This window comes from Amycolatopsis sp. w19, assembly GCF_051373225.1.
Classification (GTDB): domain Bacteria; phylum Actinomycetota; class Actinomycetes; order Mycobacteriales; family Pseudonocardiaceae; genus Amycolatopsis; species Amycolatopsis japonica.
Genome location: NZ_JBPQFM010000001.1, coordinates 410,715 through 433,051, shown reverse-complemented (window position 1 = coordinate 433,051; position 22,337 = coordinate 410,715). Strand labels below are relative to the sequence as shown.

Below are 22,337 nucleotides of genomic sequence, written 5' to 3'. Positions count from 1 at the left end.
GCCCTTCTCGTTCTTCACTCGGATTCCTTACCTGACGGGTGCGCCGGCCGGGACCGGGCCGCCCTGCCCGGCGCCGCCCTGCGGACGGGCCGAGACCTGCGGCAGCGGCACGGTCTGCAGCACCCGCGTGATGATGTGGTCGATGGGGACGCCGTCGGCCAGCGCGTCGTAGGACAGCACGAGCCGGTGACGCAGCACGTCGGGAACGACGTCGACGACGTCCTGCGGCAGCACGTAGTCCCGCCCGCGGACCAGCGCCAGCGCGCGGGCCGCGGCGATGATGCCGAGGCTGGCACGCGGCGAGGCGCCGTAGGACACCCAGCCCGCGACGTCGGCGAGGCCGTGGTCGTTCGGCGTACGGGTGGTGAGCACGAGGCGCACGACGTAGTCGACGAGCGCGTGGTGCACGAAGACCTGCGAAGCGACGTTCTGCAGCCGCACCAGCTCGGCCGGGCTGAGCACCTCTTGCGGGGTGGGCGGGGTGACACCCATCCGGTAGATGATCTCGCGCTCTTCCTCGGCCGTCGGGTACTCGACGACGATCTTGAACAGGAAGCGGTCGCGCTGCGCCTCGGGCAGCGGGTAAACACCCTCGTTCTCGATCGGGTTCTGCGTGGCGAGCACGAGGAACGGGTCGGGCATCGGGAAGGTCTGGCCGCCGATCGACACGTGCCGCTCGGCCATCACCTCCAGCATCGCCGACTGCACCTTGGCGGGCGCGCGGTTGATCTCGTCGGCGAGCACGAAGTTCGCCACCACCGGGCCGAGTTCGACGTCGAACCGCTCGGCGCCCTGCCGGTAGATCCGGGTGCCGAGGATGTCGGCGGGGACCAGGTCCGGGGTGAACTGCACGCGCGAGAACGAGCCGCCGACCACTCGCGCGAAGGTCTCGACGGCGAGGGTCTTCGCGACACCGGGCACACCTTCGAGCAGAAGGTGTCCCCTGGCCAGCAGGCCGACCAGCATCCGCTCGACCAGCCTGTCCTGGCCGACGATGATCCGCTTGACCTCGAACACGGTCCGCTCCAGCAACTGGGCGTCCCGCGCCGGCGTTCCGGGCTGCTGCTGCGCGCCGTCGGCGTAGCCGGGCTCGGTCACTCGTGCCTCCTGTGTTCCCCGCTTGCGTTCTTGCGTCCGGATGTGACCGTAGTGGTCGGTGACACAGCCGTTCGTGACGGTAGCCAACCCGATCAGCGGTATGACGGCTGTGAAGGGGCCTCGCCGCGGAACTTCACCAGGTCGTCCCACGCCTGTTTCGGATGCATCGCCATCCGCTGCCGGACGACGGCGAGCCGGTGCAGGCGGGGCGTCAGCCGGTCGCCGGTCAGCGTGTCGTCGAAGACCTCCAGCACGGTCGCGCAGAACAGCACGAAACAGCCGCTGTGCCAGCGCAGATCGCTGATCGCGGCGGCGTCGGTGTCGCCGTCGGCCACCAGTCGTTCGGCGATCGCGGCCAGCGCTTCCGGCTCCTCCGTGCCCGGCATGCCGAGCAGTTCCGTGGTCAGCGCGACCAGTTCCGGCGATCGGTCCAACGTGGCCGCGGTGGCGATGAAGGCGCGGGCCTTGCCCGCCAGCTCCCCCGTGACGAGGCTTCGCGCGACGATCTCCAAAGACGGCTGATAGACCTCGTTCGCGAGATCGACCATCTCCGTGGCGCAGCGTTTGAGGTCGCGGGGCAGGCCTCCCGACAGACAATGGGCCAGGTAGCAGAACTGTTCGGAGATCCCCCGCAACCGCAAGGCGATCCAGAGCCTGCTTTCGTCCAAAGTGAACGGTTCGAGCCGCACCATCTCCGAGAAAGCGCTGTCGAAGGCGTCCCGGACGCCGAGCCCCCGCTGTTCGAAGCCGAGGACGGCGTCGTCCGAGACGGACACGAAGAACAGGCACCCCGGAACGTCGAAGACGCCCTTCACGTCGTTGATGAACTGGTGCGCCTTGCCGGGCTCGCCGATCTTGTCCAGTTCGTCGATCGCGATCACCACCCGGCCGGCGACCCGCTCCACGTCGACCCGCCGAGCCGCCTCTTCGGCGAACTCGCGGAACTTGTCCACGACCTCCGGATGGGTGAGCTGCTGTTCGGCACGCTGAGTCGACCAGGTGCGGCCCGCTTCCCCCTTCAGCGGCATGCTGAGCTTCCCGGACCATCCGGTCGTGTAGGTCTGCAGGAACCGGATCCGGTCGAGTTGCTGTTCGGTGAGGCGACGGAAGCCCGCCAGGCGGATGTCCCGGCGCCGCGCGATCAGCAGCCGGACGACCGCGGCCCCGGACGTCACCACGCCGAACACCAGCCGCAGCAGGAACAGTGAGACCACTCCGAGAGCGAAGAGCTTCGCCGTGGACTGTCCCGTCCACACCTGCTGAGGCGTCACGCGCCCGTTGGCGACATCGAGGGCGAGCGTCCAGAGGTCCTGCCAAGGCGTCCCGCCCCACAGCAGCCAGACGGCCGACGCCGCCACTCCCCAGAACACCAGGAACGCCAACGCCTTCCGGAGTGAACGCCCGAGCATCCGCCGCCGACGGAGACGGCCGGACACCGTTCGCGCGCCCTTCGAGATCTTCGCCAGCACCGCCTTGCAGAGCAAAGCGTGCAGGTGCAGCACGAAGTCGCGGGCCTCGTACGCGGCGGGCGCGGAGGCGACCACGACCAGTGGCGCCGCCCGGTCCGACCGGCTCAGCAGGCCCTGTTCCAGCGAACGGATCGACGTGGTCTTGCCGGTCCCCCGGTGCCCGGCGAGCGCGACGGCCACCGAATCCGCCCGATCGACGATCCGCCGCAGCCGTTTCACCGCGGCCGTCCGCACGAGCCCCGCTTCCAGCTCCTCCGAGGCGTCCGGCTCTTCGAAGACGAGCTCCAGGCCCGAGCGGATCCGCCGGTGATCCCGCAGATGGTCCCGGAGGGCGGGCAGGACGATCTCCCGCAGCGCGAACTCCCACCGGTCGCCCAAGCCGACCATCTCCGGATGTGCCCACTCCTCGGTGCGTTGCCAGCCCTCGGTGACGAAGAGCCCGGGGATCCGGCGGCCGATGACCAGGACGGCCATCCCGATCACGCCGCCGAGCCCCAGCACGCCGACCAGCTGGAACGGCAACGGCATCGACGACCACGTCAGCTGCAGGATCCGGAGGTACCCGACGAGAAGCGCGCACGTCACGAGCAACCAGCCCGCCTCACGGAAGGTCACCCGCCGGAACGGCAGGCGACGGGGTCGTTCGAAGACCACGTCCGCCCGTTCCCGCGCCATCCGGATCCGGGCGAGCGCGGTGACGTCGCCGAGCACGGCCGTGCGGGCGTCTTCGGCGCGCAGCCCCTCCTTACGAAGTCCCGAAGCGATCTCCGGTTCGGTGAGCGCTTCGTCGAGCACGGCCTCCAGCGCGAGCAGCGCGGACCACGTGTCGAAATCCTCGATGAATCCCTCGCCGTCGCGCAGGAGGTCCGACTCGTACTCGTCCGGATGCAGGTCGCTCACCGGCTTATGATGCCGAACCACCCGCCCGCGTTCCCCGGCTTCGGTCAGGAAAACCGGTCCAGATCCTCCGGCGTGTCGATGTCGGCGCTCTCGCCGGGCTCCTCGGGCACGTCGACGATCTCCAGGCCGCCCAACGTCCGCCGAAGCGACGCGTTCTCCACCGTTTCCGGCAGGGCGTCGCGCAAGGCCTCCGCACGCCAGGCGCCGAGCAGCCACTGCCGCTCCCCCGTGGCGTCGACCAGCACGGCCCCCGAAGCCCGGCCGAGCGCCGCCATCAGCCGGTCCACAGTGGACTTCCGGACGCCGGCGAGATCACCGGCCAGCACCACGACGAGCTCCGTGCGCACCAACGCGAGCCCGGCCGCCAGCGCGGCCACCGGACCGGTTCCCGGTGACGATTCCCTGGTCCAGACGACGTCGCCGAATCCCGGCCGTTCCGGCCCGACGACGATCACCGGCTCCGCGTCCGCGAGGGCCGTCAAAGCCCTGGCCAGCAACGGTTTCCCGCCGACGGGGAGCGCGGGTTTGTCCACACCGGACAGCCGACGCGCGGCGCCGCCCGCCAGCACGATCCCCGCGTAGGACACGCCTAGCCTCTGTCTCTCGAAGCGCGCTTTCGGATTTCCGCAGCCGGGCCGCGGCATGGGGGAGCTACTCGCTCAGCCGTGTCAACGGCCCGCCTCCGCAAATCCGAGGCCTCCGGCCGAAAAGAAACGCGCGCGCGTGTCGTCGCCCGACCTGCCGCCTTCAGTTCGGGAGACACGCTCTATCCGATCAGGCGGGTCGCGTACGGCATGATGCCGCCGTACCGCACCGGCGCGATCCGGACCCTCAGGCCCGACTGCGGCGCCTCGACCATCTGGCCGTTCCCGAGGTACATCGCGACGTGGTGGATGCCCCGCGCGCTGCCGCCCCAGAAGAGCATGTCGCCGCGGCGCATCTGGGAGAGCGGCACCTTGCGCCCGGCGTTGTACTGGTAGCCGCTGTAGTGCGGAAGCGACTTCACCCCGGCGAACGCGTAGATCATCAGGCCCGAGCAGTCGAAGCCGATCTTGTTGTAGTCGCCGTAGCGGTCGGCCGTACCACCGTCGCGGATACCGCGGGTGGGGCCGGAGGTGTTGCCGCCACCCCACGCGTAGACCACTCCGAGCTGCGCCAGCGCCCGCCGGACGACGGCCTCGACGCTCGCCCCGGCCGGAGCCGACTGGACGGGCCTGCCGGACGGACGGCCACCGCCGCCCTGGCTGGGCCTTTCCGCGGCGAGAGCGGCCTGACGGGCGCGCTCCTCGTCCTCGCGGGCCTTCTGCGCCTTCCAGTCCTCGTAGCGCTGCCGCTGCCCCTGCAGGCCGTTGACCTTCTGCTGCGCTTCGAAGAGCTGCTTCTCGACGCTGGCCTTGTCGGCTTCGAGTTTCTGGTTCTGCGTGGCCTGGGTGTCCTGGGCGTGCTGCGCGGCACTCTGCGCGTTGTCGGCCTCGTGCTTGGCCGCCTCGGCCGCGCGCTTGCGCTCCTGCGCGATCTCCAGCTTCTTGCGCGCGGTCGCGTCCTTGTTGGACTTGTCCGTCTGCGCGCGCTTCATCGCGTCGAGCGCGTTGAGCCTGCTGCCGCCGACCGCGTCGAGCATCTGGGCGCGGCCGAGGAGTTCCTTCGGGCTGTTGGCGGTCAGATACGCCGACACCGAGCCGATCGTGCTGCCCTGCTGGAAACTCGCGGCGGCGAATTTGTCGAGGTCGGCGCGGGCCTTGTCGATGGTCGCCTGCGCGGCGTCGGATTCGGTGCGCGCGGACCGCGCCTCGCGATCGGCCTGCGCGGCTTCGTCCTGCGCGGTCTCCGCGTCGACCCTGGCCTTGTTGGCCTCTTCCATCTTCAGCTCGACGTCGTCGTTGAGCTGCGCGAGCTTCGACTCGGCCTGGGCCAGCTGGTTCGTGAGCCTGCCGACGTCGCCCGCCTTGGCGTTGGCGTCGGCCTTGCTGGAGTTGATCTCGGAGTCACTGGGGTTAGGCGGAGGCGGCGGCACCGCAACGGCGGTACCCGTCACCCCGAGCAACAGGGCGATGCCGAGGGCGCCGATGGTCATGCCACGGCGGGCACCGGTCCCCGACCCGGCTTCACCACGCACGATCCACCCACCTCCCGATCTTGAACAATGAACTCACTGTGCCACTGCCGTCACAGCATTACCAGAAGCACCACCAGGAACTTACACACCGTAGGCACCATTTCCCCTCAACGGGGGACGAACAGACGAACGTTTCGTCACTCGAACGGCCGCAGGTCGATGAGACCTTCGCGACCCGCGTGTCGGCTTGCCAAGCCAAACAGGACGGGCGTACTGTTTGAAAGGACGAACGAGGTGTGCCATCCCGGGTCCGGACCTACGGTGGGGGTGCGCAACACTCGCTCCGGGTCGGCCCGAACGACCTGGAGAACACACCGAACTGACCCGCCACTGGAGTTAGAAGTGACCGCACCCGCCAGCAAGGACAGCTTCGGCGCCAAAGACACGCTGAAGGTGGGCGACTCCTCCTACGAGGTTTTCCGCCTGAACAAGGTCGAGGGCTCCCAGCGCCTTCCCTACAGCTTGAAGATCCTGCTCGAGAACCTGCTGCGGACCGAGGACGGCGCGAACATCACCGCCGACCACATCCGCGCGCTCGGCAACTGGGACGCCAAGGCCGACCCGTCGATCGAGATCCAGTTCACGCCCGCCCGCGTGATCATGCAGGACTTCACCGGCGTGCCCTGTGTCGTCGACCTCGCCACCATGCGCGAGGCCGTCACCGACCTCGGCGGCGACCCGGACAAGGTCAACCCGCTCGCCCCCGCCGAACTGGTCATCGACCACTCCGTGATCATCGACGTCTTCGGCCGCGCCGACGCCTTCGAGCGCAACGTCGAGATCGAGTACGAGCGCAACCGCGAGCGCTACCAGTTCCTGCGCTGGGGCCAGGGCGCCTTCGACGAGTTCAAGGTCGTCCCGCCGGGCACCGGCATCGTGCACCAGGTCAACATCGAGCACCTCGCGCGCACGGTGATGGCCCGCAACGGCCAGGCGTACCCCGACTCCTGCGTCGGCACCGACTCGCACACCACCATGGTCAACGGCCTCGGCGTGCTGGGCTGGGGTGTCGGCGGCATCGAGGCCGAGGCCGCCATGCTGGGCCAGCCGGTCTCCATGCTCATCCCGCGCGTCGTGGGCTTCAAGCTCACCGGCGAGATCCCGACCGGCGTGACCGCCACCGACGTCGTGCTCACCATCACCGAGATGCTGCGCAAGCACGGCGTGGTCAGCAAGTTCGTCGAGTTCTACGGCGAGAGCGTCGGCGCGGTGCCGCTGGCCAACCGCGCCACCATCGGCAACATGAGCCCCGAGTTCGGCTCGACCGCGGCGATCTTCCCGATCGACGAGGAGACCGTCCGCTACCTCAAGCTCACCGGCCGCTCCGAAGAGCAGGTCGCGCTCGTCGAGGCCTACGCCAAGGAGCAGGGCCTCTGGCACGACCCGTCGCACGAGCCGGAGTACTCCGAGTACATCGAGCTGGACCTCTCGACGGTCGTCCCGTCGATCGCCGGCCCGAAGCGCCCGCAGGACCGCATCGAGCTCACCGACGCGAAGAACTCGTTCCGCAAGTCGATCCACGACTACGTCGGCGGCGAAGAGGTCCCGCACACCAATGTGGACGAAGCCGTCGAGGAGTCCTTCCCCGCCAGCGACCCTGCCGCCCTGTCGTTCAAGGACGAGGGCGCGGTCGACATCCAGTCGGCGGCGAACGGCCACAGCGGCCGCCCGACCAACCCGATCAAGGTCAGCACCTCGGACCGCGGCGAGTTCATCCTCGACCACGGCGCCGTGGTGATCGCCTCGATCACCTCGTGCACCAACACCTCCAACCCGTCGGTCATGCTCGGCGCGGCACTGCTCGCGCGGAACGCGGTCGACAAGGGCCTCGCGGTCAAGCCGTGGGTCAAGACCTCGATGGCGCCGGGTTCGCAGGTCGTCACCGACTACTACGACAAGGCCGGCCTCTGGCCGTACCTGGAGAAGCTGGGCTACCACCTGGTCGGCTACGGCTGCACCACCTGCATCGGCAACTCCGGCCCGCTCTCGGACGAGATCTCCGCGGCGATCGGAGAGAACGACCTCACCGCGGTTTCGGTGCTCTCGGGCAACCGCAACTTCGAAGGCCGCATCAACCCCGACGTGAAGATGAACTACCTCGCGTCGCCGCCGCTGGTCATCGCGTACGCGCTCGCCGGCACGATGGACTTCGACTTCGAGGCCCAGCCGCTCGGCCAGGACTCGGACGGCAACGACGTCTTCCTGAAGGACATCTGGCCGTCGGCCAAGGAGATCCAGGAGACCATCGACTACGCGATCACGCAGGAGATGTTCACCAAGGACTACGCCGACGTCTTCGACGGTGGCGAGCGGTGGAAGTCGCTGCCGACCCCCGGGGGCAAGACCTTCGACTGGGACGCGGAGTCCACCTACGTCCGGAAGCCCCCGTACTTCGAGGGCATGCAGGCGGAGCCCGCCCCGGTCACCGACATCGCCGGCGCCCGCGTGCTGGCGAAGCTGGGCGACTCGGTCACCACCGACCACATCTCCCCCGCCGGCGCGATCAAGCCGGGCACCCCGGCCGCGCAGTACCTGACCGAGCACGGCGTGGAGAAGAAGGACTTCAACTCCTACGGCTCGCGTCGCGGTAACCACGAGGTCATGATCCGCGGCACCTTCGCGAACATCCGGCTGCGCAACCAGCTGCTGGACGACGTGCAGGGCGGCTACACCCGCGACTTCACCCAGGCCGATGCCCCGCAGGCGTTCATCTACGACGCGGCGCAGAACTACGCGGCGCAGGACATCCCGCTGGTCGTCCTGGGCGGCAAGGAGTACGGCTCCGGTTCGTCCCGCGACTGGGCGGCCAAGGGGACGAGCCTGCTGGGTGTGCGCGCGGTGATCACCGAGTCCTTCGAGCGCATCCACCGGTCGAACCTGATCGGCATGGGCGTCATCCCGCTGCAGTTCCCGGCGGGCGAGTCGGCCTCGTCGCTCGGCCTCGACGGCACCGAGACGTTCGACATCTCGGGCATCACGAAGCTGAACGACGGCGAGACCCCGCGCACGGTCCACGTCACCGCGACGAAGACCGACGGCACCAAGGTGGAGTTCGATGCGGACGTCCGCATCGACACCCCGGGTGAGGCGGACTACTACCGCAACGGCGGCATCCTGCAGTACGTCCTGCGGAAGATGACCCAGGCGTAAGCACCACGCGCGAAGGCCCCTTTCCCCGCACTTTCGGGAAAGGGGCCTTCGTGCGTTCTTCGGTAGCGTGGACGTATGACCCACGGTCGAATCCCGGTCGAGAACGGCGAGCTCGCGTACGAGATCCGGGGCGAGGGTGACCCCGTCGTCCTGCTCCACGGCGGGATGCTCGACTCCCGGATGTGGGATGCCGAGATGAGCGAACTCAGCCGGCGTCACACCGCCATCCGGTACGACGCGCGCGGACATGGCGAGTCGTCCACGCCGACGGAACGGTTCAGGCACTACGAGGATCTCCGCGCGCTGATGACCGCGCTGGACCTCCCCCGCGCGTCACTGGTCGGCTTGTCCGGCGGCGGGCGGATCGCGGTCGATTTCGCGCTGACATATCCGGAGCTGGTCGAGAACCTCGTCCTCGTCGCGACCGGCCTCAGCGCGATGGTGACGAAGGATCCCTTCGTCCTGGAACAGAACAGGAAACTCGAAGAGGCGGGTGCGCGGGGCGATCTTCCCGCCGCCATCGAGTGCATCCTGCGCATGTGGGTGGACGGGCCCCGGCGCGCGCCCACGGAAGTCGATCAGCGGGTCCGGCTGCTGTGCCAGGAGATGTACACGCAGACGATCGTGCGCCACGGGCTCGCCGGTTTCACGCTGATGGACGAGCTACGGGCCATCGAGCGCGTCGGCGAGCTGACCCCGCGCACCCTGACCTTGGTGGGGGATCTGGATTCCTCGGACATCATCGCCATCGCGGACCAGGTCGAAAGCGAGGCACACGACGCCCGGAGACTGGTCGTCCCCGGAGTCGCGCACATGATCAATCTGGAGAAGCCCGGCGAGTTCTCCGGGATATTGCTGGACTTCCTGTCCTGCTCGTGAGCACCGCACTCACGTGAGTCACGCCTCGGCTCACGCCGAGCCCTGTGTGTCCAGTCGGTACAGAGGGCCCGGCCCGACGGGCCGGAGGTCTGTCAGGGAGACTGGGGGTCAGTGCCCGCCCTCTCGACCTGGAGCCTTTTATGCCGCAAGGGACCGTCCGCTGGTTCGACGCCGAACGGGGTTTCGGCTTCCTCGCGCCCGAGGACGGCTCGCCGGACGTGTTCGTGCACGCCTCCGAGATCGTCGGGGACGGCGGCGCGAAACTGCTCCGCGAGGGTCAGGCCGTCGTGTTCGAGGTCGGCGAGAACGACCGCGGGCCCCAGGCGCTGCGCGTTCGCGTCACCGCCGATGCGGCCACCGGCAGCGCCGTGGGCCTGCTCGGCACCGTCAACTGGTACGAGCCGGGCAAGGGGTACGGCTTCGCGTCACCGGACGGCGGCGGCGCCGACATCTTCGTGCACAGCTCCGCCATCGTGACCGGCGGCGTGGTCAGCGAGGGGCAGCGGGTGGCCTTCGTGATCGTCGAAGGCGAGCGCGGCCCGCAGGCAGGGCACGTGATCCCGCTGGGAGCAGGGGCCGGCTCACCCGCCGCGGCCGGTATCGCGGACGGTGCCGACGGCACGGTGGCCTGGTACGACGAGGACAAGGGCTTCGGCTTCATCAACCCCGACTCAGGCGCCGGGGACGTCTTCGTTCACGCCCGGGCCCTGGCCGAGGGGCTGACGTGGCTCGCGGAGGGCGACCGCGTCGCCTACGAGGTGACCAGTGGAGACAAGGGCCCGCAGGCCCGCGACGTGCACCTGGTCCGGGGCGCCGAGCCCCAGACGGCGCCGCAGCGGTCGGCACCTGCCGCGGCCGCGGGGCCGGCGACGCGGGACGTGCCCGTACGAGGCGGCGAGGGCGTCGTCGCGCGCTACGACGACGACCGCGGCTTCGGCTTCATCACCCCGGACGCAGGCGGCGACGATCTCTTCGCCCACGCGTCCGTGATCATGGGGTCGGAGCCGCTGCAGAAGGGTGACCGGGTCCGGTACGCGGTGCGTCAGAGCGACCGGGGCCCGCAGGCCGACCGCATCGAACGCCTCTGAAGAGGCGGCTGATCACTTCCCGACGAGAGTGCGCGGACCGGGCGATACGGACCTTGATACCGCGGCGGGTCAGGTAGCGGCGGCAGCGGCGGTAGTCGTTGCCCTAGTCGGCGTGCAGCTTGTCCGGTCGGCATCGTAGCCGGCCCGCCCGGCCGTGGTGGCCGCGCACGGTCGGGTTCGTGTCCAGCAGCGGCTCGAACAGCATGCTGTCGTGGGTGTTCGCCGCCGACAACTAGCGCGGCACGGTCATCGATCCGGGGCCGCCCACCCCGACCGCGCGGCGCTGGTCGGGACGGGATCAGGGGTTCGATCAGCTCCCAGAGCCGGTCTTCGACCCGCCGCTGCCGCGTCGTCTTCGCGAGACCAGGTCTAACCGTCCTGACCACTCACGAGGTCGTCTTCCCGCTGTTCCGGGCGACGGTCGACGACGCGGCCGAGCGGGCGCAACAGCACGTTGACCCCGACGATCACCGCCGTCCCGGCGAGCGCGACGATGTAAAGTCCCGCTCCCGCAAGGGATCCGACTGCGGCGGAGCACCAGAGGGTGGCCGCGGTGTTGAGCCCGCGCACGTTCAGGCCGTCGCGCAGGATCACGCCGGCGCCGAGGAAACCGATACCGGAGACGATCTGGGCGGCGACCCGCGTCGGGTCGGCGTCACCGCTGGTGTTCAGTCCGCCGAAACCGTGGGCGGACAACAGGACGAACAGCGTCGCGCCGACGGCGACGAGGGCGTTGGTGCGGAGTCCGGCCATCCGGGCGCGGTACTGGCGCTCGATACCGATGACGGCGCCGAGGCCGACGCCGGTGCCGACCCTGAGCAGCATTTCGAAGGTGTTCATGATTCCGGCTCTTTTCTGGCGTGCGTACACAAAGCCAGACAGGGAAAGGAGACCGGAGAAGGTCAGCGCACCGCGCACACGGGTGAACGGCGACCACGTCCGATCGGTCCAGAACTGTCTTCCGGCATGTGCCGCTCACCTCGCTTTCGTACTCGATCGGTGTTGATCAACCTTCGGGACTCTACCACCGGACGGCCCGAGCGCGGCGTGGATCGTGTCACGCAGCCAGCGCTGGGCCGGGTCGGCGTCCAGCCGCGCATGCCAGAGCTGGCAGACCTCGATCCGCGGAAGCTCGGCGGGGATCGGGAACCAGCGGATGCCGAGTGACCGGCCGTAGTGCTCGGCGAGCCGCTGGGGCGCGAGCCCGATGTAGTCGCTCGACGCGACCAGGAACGCGGCGACCGCGGAGGTGGGGACGACCGCGGCGACCCGGCGCTGGAGGCCTGCCGCCTCGAGCACGTCGTCGAGCGGTCCTCTGCCCCGGCCACGCCGCGACGCGGAAACATGGGGATGGCGGCAAAGTTGCGCCAGTGTCGGGCGCCGCACACCGCCGAGCGGACCGTCCGCCCTGACGATCGCGACCACACGTTCGTGGTACAGCAGCGCCGAGTGGATGTCGGGGGCCGTGATGTCCCCCGCGCCGATGTCCAGATCCACCGAACCGTCTCGCAAGGCTTCGGTGCTTTCGCTGCCTTCCGCGACGAAGCGCAGGACGACGCCCGGAGCGACGGCGGCGGTCGCCTCGACGGCCGCCGTCGCCAGTGTCGCGGCGACGCCGTCGTTGATGCGGATGGTGAAAGTGCGTTCGAGGTCGCCGAGCGACAACTCGCGGTCCGCGCTGATCAAGGCCGACGCCTCGTCGAGCAGCGATCGCACCCTCGGGGCCGTGCGGAGCGCGAACGGCGTCGGCACCATCCCGCGGCCGGCACGCACGAGGATCGGATCCCCCATCGCGCGCCGCAACCGGCCCAGCGCCCGGCTCGCCGCCGGGATCGACAGATGCAGGCGTTCGGCGGCCGCCGTCACGCTGCCCTCCCGCAGCAAGGCGTCGAACACCCGCAAGAGGTTCAGGTCCAGCTGATCGGCCATAGTTGCATCGTACGCAACTCTCTATTGCCAATGTTGCGTGGCACAAAGAACGCGCAGGCCCATAGCGTCGTGGGCATGCCACTCCGACTTCAAATCCGCGACGCTCCCGAAACCGCGGCGGACCGACGCGGCCTGTTGACCGCCATGTGCGCCTGTGTCGTACTCGTCGTCGGGATGGTCGCCGCGATCAACCTCGCCGTCCCGATGCTCGCCGCGAGCGACCTCCACCCGTCCGCGTCGGCCTTGATCTGGATCGTCGACACCTACGTCATTTTCTTCGCCTGTCTGGTGATTCCCGGTGGAGCGGCGGGCGATCGCTTCGGCCGCAAGGGGGTCCTGCTCGCGGGCCTGGCGCTTTTCGCGCTCGGCGCGCTGCTGTCGGCGATCGCGCCGAACGTGCCCTTCCTGCTGGCGGGCCGGGCGATCACCGGGATCGGGGCCGCCGCGGTGCTGCCCAACACGCTCGCCGTCCTGCTGCACGCCGTTCCCGCCGAGCGCAAGGGCGTGACCATCGCGACCTGGGCGTCGATGACCGGGATCGGTGGTGTCGTGGGGAACGTCGGCGGCGGCGCCGTACTGGCGGGCGGATCGTGGCGCTGGCTGTTCGCGGCCGCCGTGCCGCTCTCGCTGGTGCTCGTCGCACTCGTCGCCCGGATCGCGCCGGTGTCGCCGCGGCACGAGCGACCGCTCAGCCCGCTCGGCGCCATCCTGCTCGTCGGCGCGTCGGTCGCGCTGCTGCTCGGCATCGTCGAAGGGCCTGAAGCAGGGTGGACCAGCCCGATCGTCCTGGCCGGATTCACCGGTTCGGTCGTGCTGTTCGCCCTGTGGACGTTCGTGGAACTGAAGGCCGAGCACCCGTTGCTCGATCCCCGGTTGTTCCGGGTGCCCGCGCTGCGCAGCGCCTGTCTCGGCATGACCGCGATCTTCTTCGGGATGTTCGCGCTGTTCTACGTCAACGCGTCCTTCCTCCAGTACGGCAAGGGTTTCGGGGTGCTGCCGACCGGGCTCGGGATCATCCCGCTCACCGTCCCTGTCGTCCTCGGCGCGCGGCACGTGGGCAAGCTCGCCCAGCGCTTCGGAGTCGACGTCGTCGTCGCCATCGCGTTCCTCTTCTGCGGCTGCGGCCTCATCGGACTGTCCACAAGCGACGCTTCGACGCCGTATCCGGTCTACGCGGCCTGGCTCGTGGTGACCGGGATCGGTGTGACGCTGGCCCTGCCGACGTTGTCCGCCGCGATCTCCGGTTCGCTGCCCCCGGCGCAGGCCGGGGTCGGCGCCGGGCTGCAGGCCACCACGCGCGAGTTCGGCAGCGCACTCGGTGTCGCGGTCATCGGCACCGTCCTCACCGGACGCTTCGTCGCGGCGCTGCCGGAAGACATCCGCGAGGCCCACGATCCGCACACCGTCGCGCAGGCGCTGGCCGTCGCCGCGCCCGGCCGCTCCCCCGAAGTGATCTCCGCGTTCGTCACCGGCGCGAGCACGGCACTCCGGGTGATCGGGGTGAGCGTGCTCGTCCTCGGGGCGCTCGTCGTCCTGCAATCACGGCTTTCCCGTAACACCAAGTAGAAGGAGAATTCCCATGCACGTATTCGTCACCGGGGCGACCGGCTGGATCGGCTCGGCCGTCATGGACGAACTGCTCGACGCCGGGCACGAGGTCACCGGCCTCGCCCGATCGGACGACTCCGCCGCCGCCCTGGAGCGGAAGGGCGCCCGGGTCCGCCGCGGTGACCTGGACGATCTCGACGGCCTCCGTGCGGGCGCCGAGTCGGCCGACGCCGTCATCCACCTGGCGAACAAGCACGACTGGGCCAACCCCGCGGAGTCCGACCGGGCCGAGCGGGCGGCCGTCCAGACCTTCGCCGACGCCTTGACCGGCACCGGCCGGGCCTTCGTTCTCGCCGCGGGCCTCTCGACCCTGGCCACCGGACGCCCCGCCACCGAGACAGACCTCTCCCCCGCCGTCGGCCCCGACTCCCACCGTGGCGGCGCCGAGAACCTCGCGCTGGAGTACGCCGAAAAGGGCATGCGGGTGCTCAGTGCCCGCTTCGCGCCGTCCGTGCACGGCGTCGGCGACCACGGGTTCGTCGCCGCGCTCGTCGCGGCCGCTCGCAAGCACGGCGTCTCCGGGTATCTCGGCGACGGCACCGCTGCTTGGGCCGCCGTGCACCGCACCGACGCCGCCCGGCTCGTCCGGCTGGGGCTGGAAGGCGCGCCCACCGGCTCGCTCCTCCACGCGGTCGCGGAAGAAGCCGTCACCACGAAGGAGATCGCCGAAGCCATCGGACGGACACTCGACGTCCCGGTGGTGTCCGTGGCGCCGGAGAACGCCGCCGAGCACTTCGGGTTCGTCGGCCGGTTCTTCGCGCTGGACATGTCCGCGTCCAGCGCGCGCACCCGCGAACTCCTGAAGTGGACCCCGTACGGCCCGAGCCTGGCCGAGGACATCGAAGCCGGCGCTTACGCCTGATCGAGAGGAAGCACCATGTCCGAAGTGACCGCTTTCATGCTGGTGAAGACCACACCCGAGTGGCTCGGGCTCACCGTCGAACAACGGGTGGCGGCCTTCAAGACCGAGGTCCTCCCCGCCATCGAGAGCAAGGTGAAGGGCGTCCGGTCCCGTTTCTTCGACACCGAGTTCTACTCCGCGCGAGTGACCGACGTGTGGGTGTGGGAGGCCGACGACCACCACTCGTACCAGCTGCTCGTCGAGGCGCTGCGCGAGACGCCGTTCTGGGACCGGTACTTCGAGGTGGTCGACCTTCTGGTCGGGGTCGAGAACGCGTATGCCACGAACTACGGTCTGGACGCCTACGCGAGCATCGACACCTGAGGCCGATGGGTGAGCCAGGCGCACCGGCGGCCGCGACCAAGCCGAAGCCGGTGCCCTGGTTACCCACCCGGATCTCCTGGACGAGCAGTTCGTCCGGCCAATCCGGCCCTCCCCGTCCGGAACCCTAGGGCCGGGAGTTCGGGACCGGTCCCCGGACGCCGCGAAGGCCACCGCCGAGACGGTGGCCTTCGCGGTGTTCAGCCTGGGATCAGGCGGTTTCGAACGGCTGGACGTTCGGCTGGAAGACCTGGCCGTTGGCCGGGACCTTCAGATCGATCAGGTAGTCGGCCGTCACCTTGTCCACTCCGAGCGAGTCGCCCAGGATGCAGTGCCCGAAGGCGTCGACCGAGAGCAGCCGGGCGTTGCCCAGCTCGTCGGCCATCCGCTTCGAGAACAGGTACTGGGTCGCCGGGTCGTAGAAGTTGCCGACGACCAGGACCGGGGTGTCGGTCTTGGCCTGCCACGGGCCGCGGTAGACGTCCGGCTTCTTCACCGGCCACACCGGGCAGCCCGCCACGTCCGAGAACGCCTGGTAGCGACCGAAGGTGGGCGATTCCTTCTCCCACTTCGCGGCGATCTCGGGGACCTTCTCCTGCTTGATCGTGATCTTCTTGTCCGAGCAGTTCACGGCGAAGTACGAGTCGTCGCCGGTGTACGGGCTGTCCGGGTTCGCGTCCGCGCGCCCGTTCGCCCCGGACCGCAGCACCTTCAGCTCGACGGCCTGAGCCGTCTGCGCCTGCGCCGCGGGCGGGTGGACGACGTTGTACAGCGCCTGCAGGTCGTCGGCCAGCGGCGGGAACGAGGTCGGCGAGTACAGCACCCCGGCCACCGTGCTGGTGAACGCGTTGATGTCGTAGCTGCTCCCGTCGGGCAGCTTGACCGGCTGCTGCCGCAGGTGGTCGCGGATCTCGTCGAACTTCTCCCGCGGCGTGCCCGCGCTGAACGAGCACTTCGGCCCGACCTGCGCGCACTTGCGCAGGAAGGCGTCCAGCGCGATCTCGAACCCGCGAGCGCGCTCGCGGTCGTACTGCACGCCGTCGCTGGTGCGCAGCGCCGGATCGACGTTGCCGTCGATGACGATCGCCCGGCTCTGCTTCGGGAACATCGACGTGTACGTCGACCCGATCAGGGTCCCGTACGAGAAGCCGACGAAGGTCAGCTTCTGATCGCCGACGGCCGCCCGCATCTTGTCGAGGTCACGCACGACGTCCTTGGTGGACATGTGGTTCAGCAGCGCGCCCGCGTTGTTCTTGCAGAACTGGCCGTAGTCGCGGTACGAGGCCAGCGTCCCGGAGATCTCCTGTCGCGACAGCGGCACGGGGATCTGCGCGGCGAAGACGTCGTCCGCGTCTTCCTGCGTGGTGAAGCATTTGAGCGGGTTGCTGGCGCCGACCCCGCGCGGGTCGAACCCGATCAGGTCGAACCGGTCCAGCACCTGCGGCTGGAAGTAGTTCGCCGCGCCGATCGGCATCCGGAACCCGGAGCCGCCGGGGCCGCCCGGGTTGAGGAACAGCGAACCGACCTTCTTGTCGGGCGTCTTCGCCGCCCGCTTCAGCATCGCGATGTCGATCGTGCCGAGCGCCGCGTTGTCGTGGTCGATCGGCACGCGATACCGCGAGCAGCTGTAGAACTTCACCTGATCGGCCGGAACACCGCGGAGCTGGTCCGCCGTGCAGGCACCCCAGTTCACCGGCGCCGTCGCACCGACCTGGGCGGCGGGCGGCCCGGCCTCTTGGGCGGCGACCGCCGTCCCGGACGCCCCGGTCAGCGCGGCGCCCGCCACGAGTGCCCCTACCAGTGCGAAACCGCGCACCGGCCTCCTTGTGGATCTCGGCAAAACGACTCCTCCCTCGGCTGGCGACGTGTCGGACCACGTCGCACGGTGCGCCGCCGACGTCACGGCGCGTAACACCCAAGGAGCCTGGCACAGGCCGGTAACCCAGTCACCGGCCGAAAGGATGGTACGAACCTATCGAGTGGTTGTCTTCAACTCGAAAATCGGTAACACACGGCAAGCGGCGTTCTCCTCCATGGAGTAACCGGGCCAGAACTCCAGCAGCCGTTTCCACATCGCCTCGTACTCGTCTCCGAGCAGTTCCCTGGCCCTGACCGGGATCTCCTTGCCCGCCAGCGCGACGACCGCGTCGGGATGCGAGCGCAGGTTGTGCGTCCACGCCGGATCGTTCGGCCTCCCCCAATTGGAGCCGACGAGCACGAAACCTTCCTCGTGCGGAAAGTACAGAAGATTGGTACTGCGGGGCAGCCCGCTCTTCCGGCCGGTCGTGGTCAGCCGCAGGGAAGGGAGCCCGGCCAGCGCGACCAGGCTCACCTTCCCCTTGAACAGCCGGTGGAGTCTCTTGTCCACCCAGATGATCCCGCCCGCGAGCCCCATCAGCCACGGTTTGGTGCCGAGCACACGGGCGAGCGACGTGAGAGGGTTAGCCACGGACAGATCTTGCCAGGCTCACCCCGAACCGCGATTCCGAGTCCGTCCACCATTTCTCCACCGAGAAACCGGCTTCGGCCAGTTCCACCGCGATTCCCTCCCGCCGGAACTTCGCGGAGATCTCGGTGCGCACGTATTCGCCCTCGTCGAACTTCACGTGCATGTCGGCACCCGGGATGTCGACGGCCAGCGGCTCACGTGCCCGCAGGCGCATTTCGATCCATTCGTTCTCTTCGTCCCAATACGAGACGTGGTCGAACGCGGCCGGGTCGAAGTTCGCGCCGAGGCCGTTGTTGATCACGTGGAGCATATTGCGGTTGAACTCGGCGGTCACCCCGGCGGCGTCGTCGTAAGCACGCTCCAAGGTCTCCCTGTCCTTCACCAGGTCCGTCCCGAGAAGGAACCACTCCCCTTCGTCGAGCACCTCCCGGACCGAGCGCAGGAAGGTGGCGCGGTCGGCGGGGAGGAAGTTGCCGATCGTGCCGCCGAGGAAGACCACCATCCGCGGCCGGTCGCCCGGCAGCAGGTCGAGGTGCTGGGTGAAGTCACCGACCACGCCCCGGACCTCGAGGGACGGGTAGTCGGCGGTGATGGCTTCCGCGGCCTCGGCGAGCGCGGTCTCGGAGACGTCGAGCGGGACGAACTCCTTCAACGTGCCGTGGCTCGTGAGCGCGTCGAGCAGGAGCCTCGTCTTCTCGCTCGATCCGGAGCCGAGTTCGACAAGGGTGTGCGCGCCCGAGCTTTCGGCGATCTCACCGCCGCGCGCGGCGAGCACCTCCCGTTCGCTCCGGGTCGGGTAGTACTCGGGAAGGGCGGTGATCTTTTCGAACAGCTCGCTGCCGCGCGCGTCGTAGAACCATTTGGGCGACAACCACTTCTGGTCCGCCTCCAGGCCGGCACGGACGTCCGCGCGCAGCTGCTCGGTGATATCCGATTCGCTGTGGTGTACGTCGAGGTCGAGTTCGGTCATCGTGCCTCAGGGCTCCGATCGGCTTCGAGGGGCAGGATCTCCACGCCGGCGCCGGTGACCCGGACGGCGTGGTGGTCGGGAACGGGAGTCCAGCCGGGATCGTCGTCGCACGGTTCCGACGCGACGAGCACGCCGTCACCGATGTCCCGATAGGACAGGGAATGCGTCCACGCGGTACCGATGAGCGTCCGGCCGTCGGTCAGCAGGAGGTTGAGCCGCGAACCCGGCCCCGCCTCCTCGACCACTCCGGTCAGCCAGGTGACGGCCGCGAGCGGGTCTTCGCCCGCCTGGAGCCGTTCCCGCAGCAAAGCCCACAGCAGCACCGAATCCGTGGTCGCCTCCAGCGTCAGCAGCCGGGTGATCGGCAGCTTCGCGGCGAGCTCGGCCATCGAGTCCGGCCAGCCCCGCACCAGCCCGTTGTGGCTGAAGAGGTAGCCGCCGCCGGTGAACGGCGCGTTCGCCGCTTCGACCACGGGCATCCCCGTCGTACCGTTCCGGACCGCCGCCAGGAAGGCGTGCGATCGGATCGATCCGGCGAGGGCGGGCAGGTCTCCGTCCGTCCACAAAGGAGCGGACCGGCGCAGGCGCAGCGGCTCGGGACCGTCGGCGTACCAGCCGAGGCCGTACCCGTCCGCGTTGACCGAGCCGCCGCCCCGCATGTCACGGGGGGCGTACGACTGCACGAGCAGCGAATGAGGGGCGTGAAAGAGCGTCTCGGCGGGCGAACGCGGCTCGCCGAGATACGCGACGTGACGGCACATGCCGCTCAGGCCACCTCGCTCGGCCGGGCATCCCGGGCACAGCGGAACCCGGAGAAGATCTGCCGCCGGATCGGGTGATCCCAGTTGCGGAACGTGCCGCGGATGGCCGCCGCGTCCGTGCCGAACGAGCCCCCGCGCAGGATCCGGTAGTCCCCGCCGAAGAACACCTCCGAGTACTCCTTGTACGGGAAGGCGGCGAATCCCGGATACGCCTCGAAACCGCTGCTGGTCCACTCCCAGACGTCACCGATCAGCTGATGCACGCCCAGCGGCGACACACCCGCCGGATACGCGCCGACCTCCGCGGGCCGCAGGTGCCGCTGCCCGAGGTTGGCGTGGTCCGGAGTGGGTTCCTCGTCGCCCCACGGGAACCGGCGCGACCGGCCGGTCGCCGGATCGAACCGGGCGGCCTTCTCCCATTCCGGCTCCGTCGGCAGGCGTCGTCCCGCCCAGGCCGCGTACGCCTCGGCCTCGTGGAAGGAAACGTGGACCACGGGTTCCGCGGCCGGCACCTTCTCGTAGACGCCGAACCGCGTCCGCCACCAGCCGTCCTGCTCCCGTTTCCAGAACCGCGGCGCGTCGATGCCGTGTTCGCTGCGATACGCCCAGCCGCGCTCGCTCCACCACTTCGGGTCTTCGTAACCACCGGAGTCGAGGAACTCGGCGTACGCCCCACAGGTGACCGGCGCGGTGTCGATGAAGAACGCCTCCACCGCGACCTCGTGCGCCGGACGCTCGTTGTCCAGCGCCCACGGCTCGGCGGAGGTGCCCATGGTGAAGGCACCGCCGGGTACGAACACCTCCGAGGGCAGCGGCCCGGACCGCGACGGCGGCGGGGCGGGCGCGTGCAGCACCGGATCACCCTTGCGCAGCTGATGGGTGGCCAGCATCGTCTCGTCGTGCTGCTGCTCGTGCTGGGTGATCATGCCGAAGGCGAAGGCGTCCTCGGTGAGCCGCCTGCCTTGCAGTGGAACGGTTTCCAGGATGTCGAAGGATTTCTCCCTGACCTCGCGGACGTACCTGCGGGCTTCCTCCGGACCCAGCAGGGGCAGCGCCGGGCGATCCGCGCGGGCGTGCTGGAACGCGTCGTAGATGTCGTCGATGTCGGGCCGGAGCGCCTCGCGGCCACCGACGTCGCGCACCAGCCAGAGCTCTTCCTGGCTGCCGATGTGCGCGAGGTCCCAGACCAGCGGCGACATCAGTTTCGAATGCTGGCGGACCAGGTCTTCGTCGTCGACGCTCGTCAGCGCGACACTGCGCTCACGGGCCCTGGTGAGCGCCTCGGCCGCGTGAGCCCGCAGGTCTTGCGGGCTCAGCGCGCGAAGCGGGTTGGTCTCGGTGCTTTCCACGCTCATGACTGGTGGCTCCTCGAACCCCTCACGAGGGATTGCACGCCCTCGCTGATCTCGGTGATGGTCTCCGGCGGCAGACCGGTCGTGCCCAGCTCGGCACAGCCGAGGTCCACCACCTTGCTCGCGACGTCGGCGATCGCCCGGTCGGCGAGGCCGAACCGGGCCGCGCACTCCCAGCGGCCCATGACCGGTTCGCACAGTTCGAGCACCTTGTCCGCTGTGGACGGACGCGCGAGCAGTGCGGCCAGCAGGGCCACCGGGTGCAGCCACCTGGCGGCGGGCTGGGCGTCCAGGTAACGGATCTCCAGATACCCCTGTGGACGGACCGGGGTGAAGAACGTCGTCAGGTGATAGGCCAGGTCGTCCTCGGTCGGCTTGCCGAGCCCGGCACCCTCGCCCCGTCCGTCGATCCAGTCGGCGAAGGTCAGGGAATCGGGCGCGTCCCAGCGGCCGTCGGGGCCGGGAAGGACCATCAACGGGGTGTCCAGGACCCTGCCCGCCCACCCACCGGCCGGATCCTTGCCCGGTTCCGCCGACCGGGTGCGGGCCTTCTCCGTTTCCATGACGGCGAGCCAGCGCGCGGACGCGTGGCCGGTGTCGCGTCCGGCGTGGATCCGGGAATTGGCGAAGGTGGCGAGCAGAGGCGGGCCGAGCGCGTGGACGGCGGCCCAGCGGACCGGCAGATCGTGCGCCTCGCCGGTGTCCACACAGACCTGCAGGCCCGCGGTACTGCACATCATCGTCGCGCCGCCGTCGCCCATCGGGGCGAAACGGCGTTCCATCGCGGCGTAGCGCGGGGTGCCCAGCTTGCGGGCGGGGGCGCGATGCCTGTCTATCCCGGTGTCCCCCAGGTACAGGCCTCGTGCGGCGAGAAGACTTTCGAGATGGGCCAGATCGGCCGAGACGACGGCGTCCAGGTGACGCAGCGTGGTCTGTGGTTGAGCGGAGATCTCCACCTGGCATCCGGGCTCGAGGCTCAGCGGTGAACCTGCCGGAAGCGGGAGGGCGGGGCTGTCGGGGCGCAATGTCCGCGGTGTGTGCGGGCCGAGCGCGCCGGCGAGATCGTCGGGATCGAGGGGCCGGGCGGGTTCGTCGGCGTAGTGCACGGTGAATTCCAGCTCTACGCCGAGAAGTCTCGGTGGCCCGTGTTTGAAGCACACGGAAGCCACATACGCCTCACCTTCGGCGCGGTCCGAAAGGACCTTCGCCGTCGCGTTCGACGCGCTCCCGGACTTCTCGGGGAAATCATGAACAGTAGTCATCTTTCCGCCGTCCAGTCGGTTGTCCGATAACTGAGATACCTTGACTTCGGACGCTACACGCGGGGTCCGACAAAATCAGTCCGG

Annotated in this window: 18 protein-coding genes; 6 read left to right on the top strand and 12 right to left on the bottom strand. The window is 69.4% G+C overall.

Annotation, left to right across the window (positions count from 1 at the left end):
• Positions 1–27: 27 nt before the first annotated feature.
• The 4 genes from ACSMFO_RS01890 to ACSMFO_RS01875 all read right to left on the bottom strand — a co-directional run bounded on the left by ACSMFO_RS01890 (position 28) and on the right by ACSMFO_RS01875 (position 5,583).
• Positions 28–1,098 carry an AAA family ATPase gene (locus ACSMFO_RS01890; RefSeq protein ID WP_037305078.1) on the bottom strand — a complete coding sequence of 357 codons (1,071 nt, stop codon included), beginning with the start codon at positions 1,096–1,098 and terminating at the stop codon, positions 28–30.
• A 92-nt stretch (positions 1,099–1,190) separates the two neighbouring features.
• Positions 1,191–3,467 carry a hypothetical protein gene (locus tag ACSMFO_RS01885; protein ID WP_436456590.1) on the bottom strand — a complete coding sequence of 759 codons (2,277 nt, stop codon included), beginning with the start codon at positions 3,465–3,467 and terminating at the stop codon, positions 1,191–1,193.
• Positions 3,468–3,511: 44 nt separating this feature from the next.
• Entirely contained in the window at positions 3,512–4,054 is a 543-nt protein-coding gene (mobA, locus tag ACSMFO_RS01880) for a molybdenum cofactor guanylyltransferase (protein ID WP_038513985.1), read from the bottom strand.
• 179 nt (positions 4,055–4,233) lie between these two features.
• A complete protein-coding gene (locus ACSMFO_RS01875; protein ID WP_038513988.1) occupies positions 4,234–5,583 on the bottom strand; it encodes an NlpC/P60 family protein in 1,350 nt (449 codons plus the stop codon).
• Between the two features lie 342 nt (positions 5,584–5,925).
• Here ACSMFO_RS01875 and ACSMFO_RS01870 point away from each other — a divergent pair, with 342 nt between their 5' ends.
• The 3 genes from ACSMFO_RS01870 to ACSMFO_RS01860 all read left to right on the top strand — a co-directional run bounded on the left by ACSMFO_RS01870 (position 5,926) and on the right by ACSMFO_RS01860 (position 10,700).
• Positions 5,926–8,733 carry an aconitate hydratase gene (locus ACSMFO_RS01870; protein WP_436456588.1) on the top strand — a complete coding sequence of 936 codons (2,808 nt, stop codon included), beginning with the start codon at positions 5,926–5,928 and terminating at the stop codon, positions 8,731–8,733.
• A 75-nt stretch (positions 8,734–8,808) separates the two neighbouring features.
• Positions 8,809–9,612 (top strand): alpha/beta fold hydrolase, encoded by an 804-nt coding sequence (locus tag ACSMFO_RS01865; protein ID WP_436456586.1) that lies wholly within the window; start codon positions 8,809–8,811, stop codon positions 9,610–9,612.
• A gap of 140 nt (positions 9,613–9,752) precedes the next feature.
• A complete protein-coding gene (locus tag ACSMFO_RS01860; protein ID WP_436456585.1) occupies positions 9,753–10,700 on the top strand; it encodes a cold-shock protein in 948 nt (315 codons plus the stop codon).
• Between the two features lie 369 nt (positions 10,701–11,069).
• Here the strand turns inward: ACSMFO_RS01860 and ACSMFO_RS01855 are convergent, their stop codons facing one another.
• Positions 11,070–11,540 (bottom strand): MgtC/SapB family protein, encoded by a 471-nt coding sequence (locus tag ACSMFO_RS01855; RefSeq protein WP_436456584.1) that lies wholly within the window; start codon positions 11,538–11,540, stop codon positions 11,070–11,072.
• A 135-nt stretch (positions 11,541–11,675) separates the two neighbouring features.
• On the bottom strand, positions 11,676–12,629 hold the full coding sequence (locus tag ACSMFO_RS01850) for a LysR family transcriptional regulator (RefSeq protein ID WP_436456582.1): 954 nt from the start codon (positions 12,627–12,629) through the stop codon (positions 11,676–11,678).
• A gap of 144 nt (positions 12,630–12,773) precedes the next feature.
• Between ACSMFO_RS01850 and ACSMFO_RS01845 the strand changes: the two genes are divergently transcribed.
• The 3 genes from ACSMFO_RS01845 to ACSMFO_RS01835 are packed head-to-tail and all read left to right on the top strand — an operon-like array spanning position 12,774 to position 15,462.
• Positions 12,774–14,195: an MFS transporter gene (locus tag ACSMFO_RS01845; protein ID WP_436457057.1), complete on the top strand. Its 1,422-nt coding sequence runs from the start codon at positions 12,774–12,776 to the stop codon at positions 14,193–14,195.
• Between the two features lie 13 nt (positions 14,196–14,208).
• Positions 14,209–15,099, top strand: a complete 891-nt coding sequence (locus ACSMFO_RS01840; RefSeq protein WP_436456581.1) for an SDR family oxidoreductase — start codon at positions 14,209–14,211, stop codon at positions 15,097–15,099.
• A gap of 15 nt (positions 15,100–15,114) precedes the next feature.
• Positions 15,115–15,462: a darcynin family protein gene (locus tag ACSMFO_RS01835; RefSeq protein ID WP_436456580.1), complete on the top strand. Its 348-nt coding sequence runs from the start codon at positions 15,115–15,117 to the stop codon at positions 15,460–15,462.
• Between the two features lie 208 nt (positions 15,463–15,670).
• Here the strand turns inward: ACSMFO_RS01835 and ACSMFO_RS01830 are convergent, their stop codons facing one another.
• From ACSMFO_RS01830 to ACSMFO_RS01805, 6 genes are all read right to left on the bottom strand, one after another.
• Positions 15,671–17,275: an alpha/beta hydrolase gene (locus ACSMFO_RS01830; RefSeq protein ID WP_395865062.1), complete on the bottom strand. Its 1,605-nt coding sequence runs from the start codon at positions 17,273–17,275 to the stop codon at positions 15,671–15,673.
• A 156-nt stretch (positions 17,276–17,431) separates the two neighbouring features.
• Positions 17,432–17,854: a nitroreductase family deazaflavin-dependent oxidoreductase gene (locus ACSMFO_RS01825; protein WP_435826494.1), complete on the bottom strand. Its 423-nt coding sequence runs from the start codon at positions 17,852–17,854 to the stop codon at positions 17,432–17,434.
• A gap of 46 nt (positions 17,855–17,900) precedes the next feature.
• Complete coding sequence (gene egtD / locus ACSMFO_RS01820; protein WP_436456579.1) at positions 17,901–18,878, bottom strand: L-histidine N(alpha)-methyltransferase; 978 nt, start codon at positions 18,876–18,878, stop codon at positions 17,901–17,903.
• Complete coding sequence (gene egtC / locus ACSMFO_RS01815; RefSeq protein ID WP_436456578.1) at positions 18,875–19,639, bottom strand: ergothioneine biosynthesis protein EgtC; 765 nt, start codon at positions 19,637–19,639, stop codon at positions 18,875–18,877. Before egtC ends, egtD begins: the two co-directional genes overlap by 4 nt.
• Positions 19,640–19,644: 5 nt before the next feature.
• Positions 19,645–20,994, bottom strand: coding sequence for an ergothioneine biosynthesis protein EgtB (gene egtB, locus ACSMFO_RS01810; RefSeq protein WP_436456576.1), 1,350 nt, complete (start codon positions 20,992–20,994; stop codon positions 19,645–19,647).
• A complete protein-coding gene (locus ACSMFO_RS01805) occupies positions 20,991–22,253 on the bottom strand; it encodes a glutamate-cysteine ligase family protein (RefSeq protein WP_436456574.1) in 1,263 nt (420 codons plus the stop codon). The genes egtB and ACSMFO_RS01805 overlap by 4 nt, the downstream gene beginning before the upstream one ends.
• Positions 22,254–22,337 lie beyond the last annotated feature (84 nt).

Coding starts and splice junctions, on each gene's coding strand:
- ACSMFO_RS01865 (WP_436456586.1), top strand. CDS start 8,809: ATGACCCACGGTCGAATCCCGGTCGAGAACGGCGAGCTCGCGTACGAG.
- ACSMFO_RS01850 (WP_436456582.1), bottom strand. CDS start 12,629: ATGGCCGATCAGCTGGACCTGAACCTCTTGCGGGTGTTCGACGCCTTG.
- ACSMFO_RS01835 (WP_436456580.1), top strand. CDS start 15,115: ATGTCCGAAGTGACCGCTTTCATGCTGGTGAAGACCACACCCGAGTGG.
- ACSMFO_RS01805 (WP_436456574.1), bottom strand. CDS start 22,253: ATGACTACTGTTCATGATTTCCCCGAGAAGTCCGGGAGCGCGTCGAAC.
- ACSMFO_RS01840 (WP_436456581.1), top strand. CDS start 14,209: ATGCACGTATTCGTCACCGGGGCGACCGGCTGGATCGGCTCGGCCGTC.
- egtB (WP_436456576.1), bottom strand. CDS start 20,994: ATGAGCGTGGAAAGCACCGAGACCAACCCGCTTCGCGCGCTGAGCCCG.
- egtD (WP_436456579.1), bottom strand. CDS start 18,878: ATGACCGAACTCGACCTCGACGTACACCACAGCGAATCGGATATCACC.
- ACSMFO_RS01845 (WP_436457057.1), top strand. CDS start 12,774: ATGTGCGCCTGTGTCGTACTCGTCGTCGGGATGGTCGCCGCGATCAAC.
- egtC (WP_436456578.1), bottom strand. CDS start 19,639: ATGTGCCGTCACGTCGCGTATCTCGGCGAGCCGCGTTCGCCCGCCGAG.
- ACSMFO_RS01825 (WP_435826494.1), bottom strand. CDS start 17,854: ATGGGGCTCGCGGGCGGGATCATCTGGGTGGACAAGAGACTCCACCGG.
- ACSMFO_RS01860 (WP_436456585.1), top strand. CDS start 9,753: ATGCCGCAAGGGACCGTCCGCTGGTTCGACGCCGAACGGGGTTTCGGC.
- ACSMFO_RS01855 (WP_436456584.1), bottom strand. CDS start 11,540: ATGAACACCTTCGAAATGCTGCTCAGGGTCGGCACCGGCGTCGGCCTC.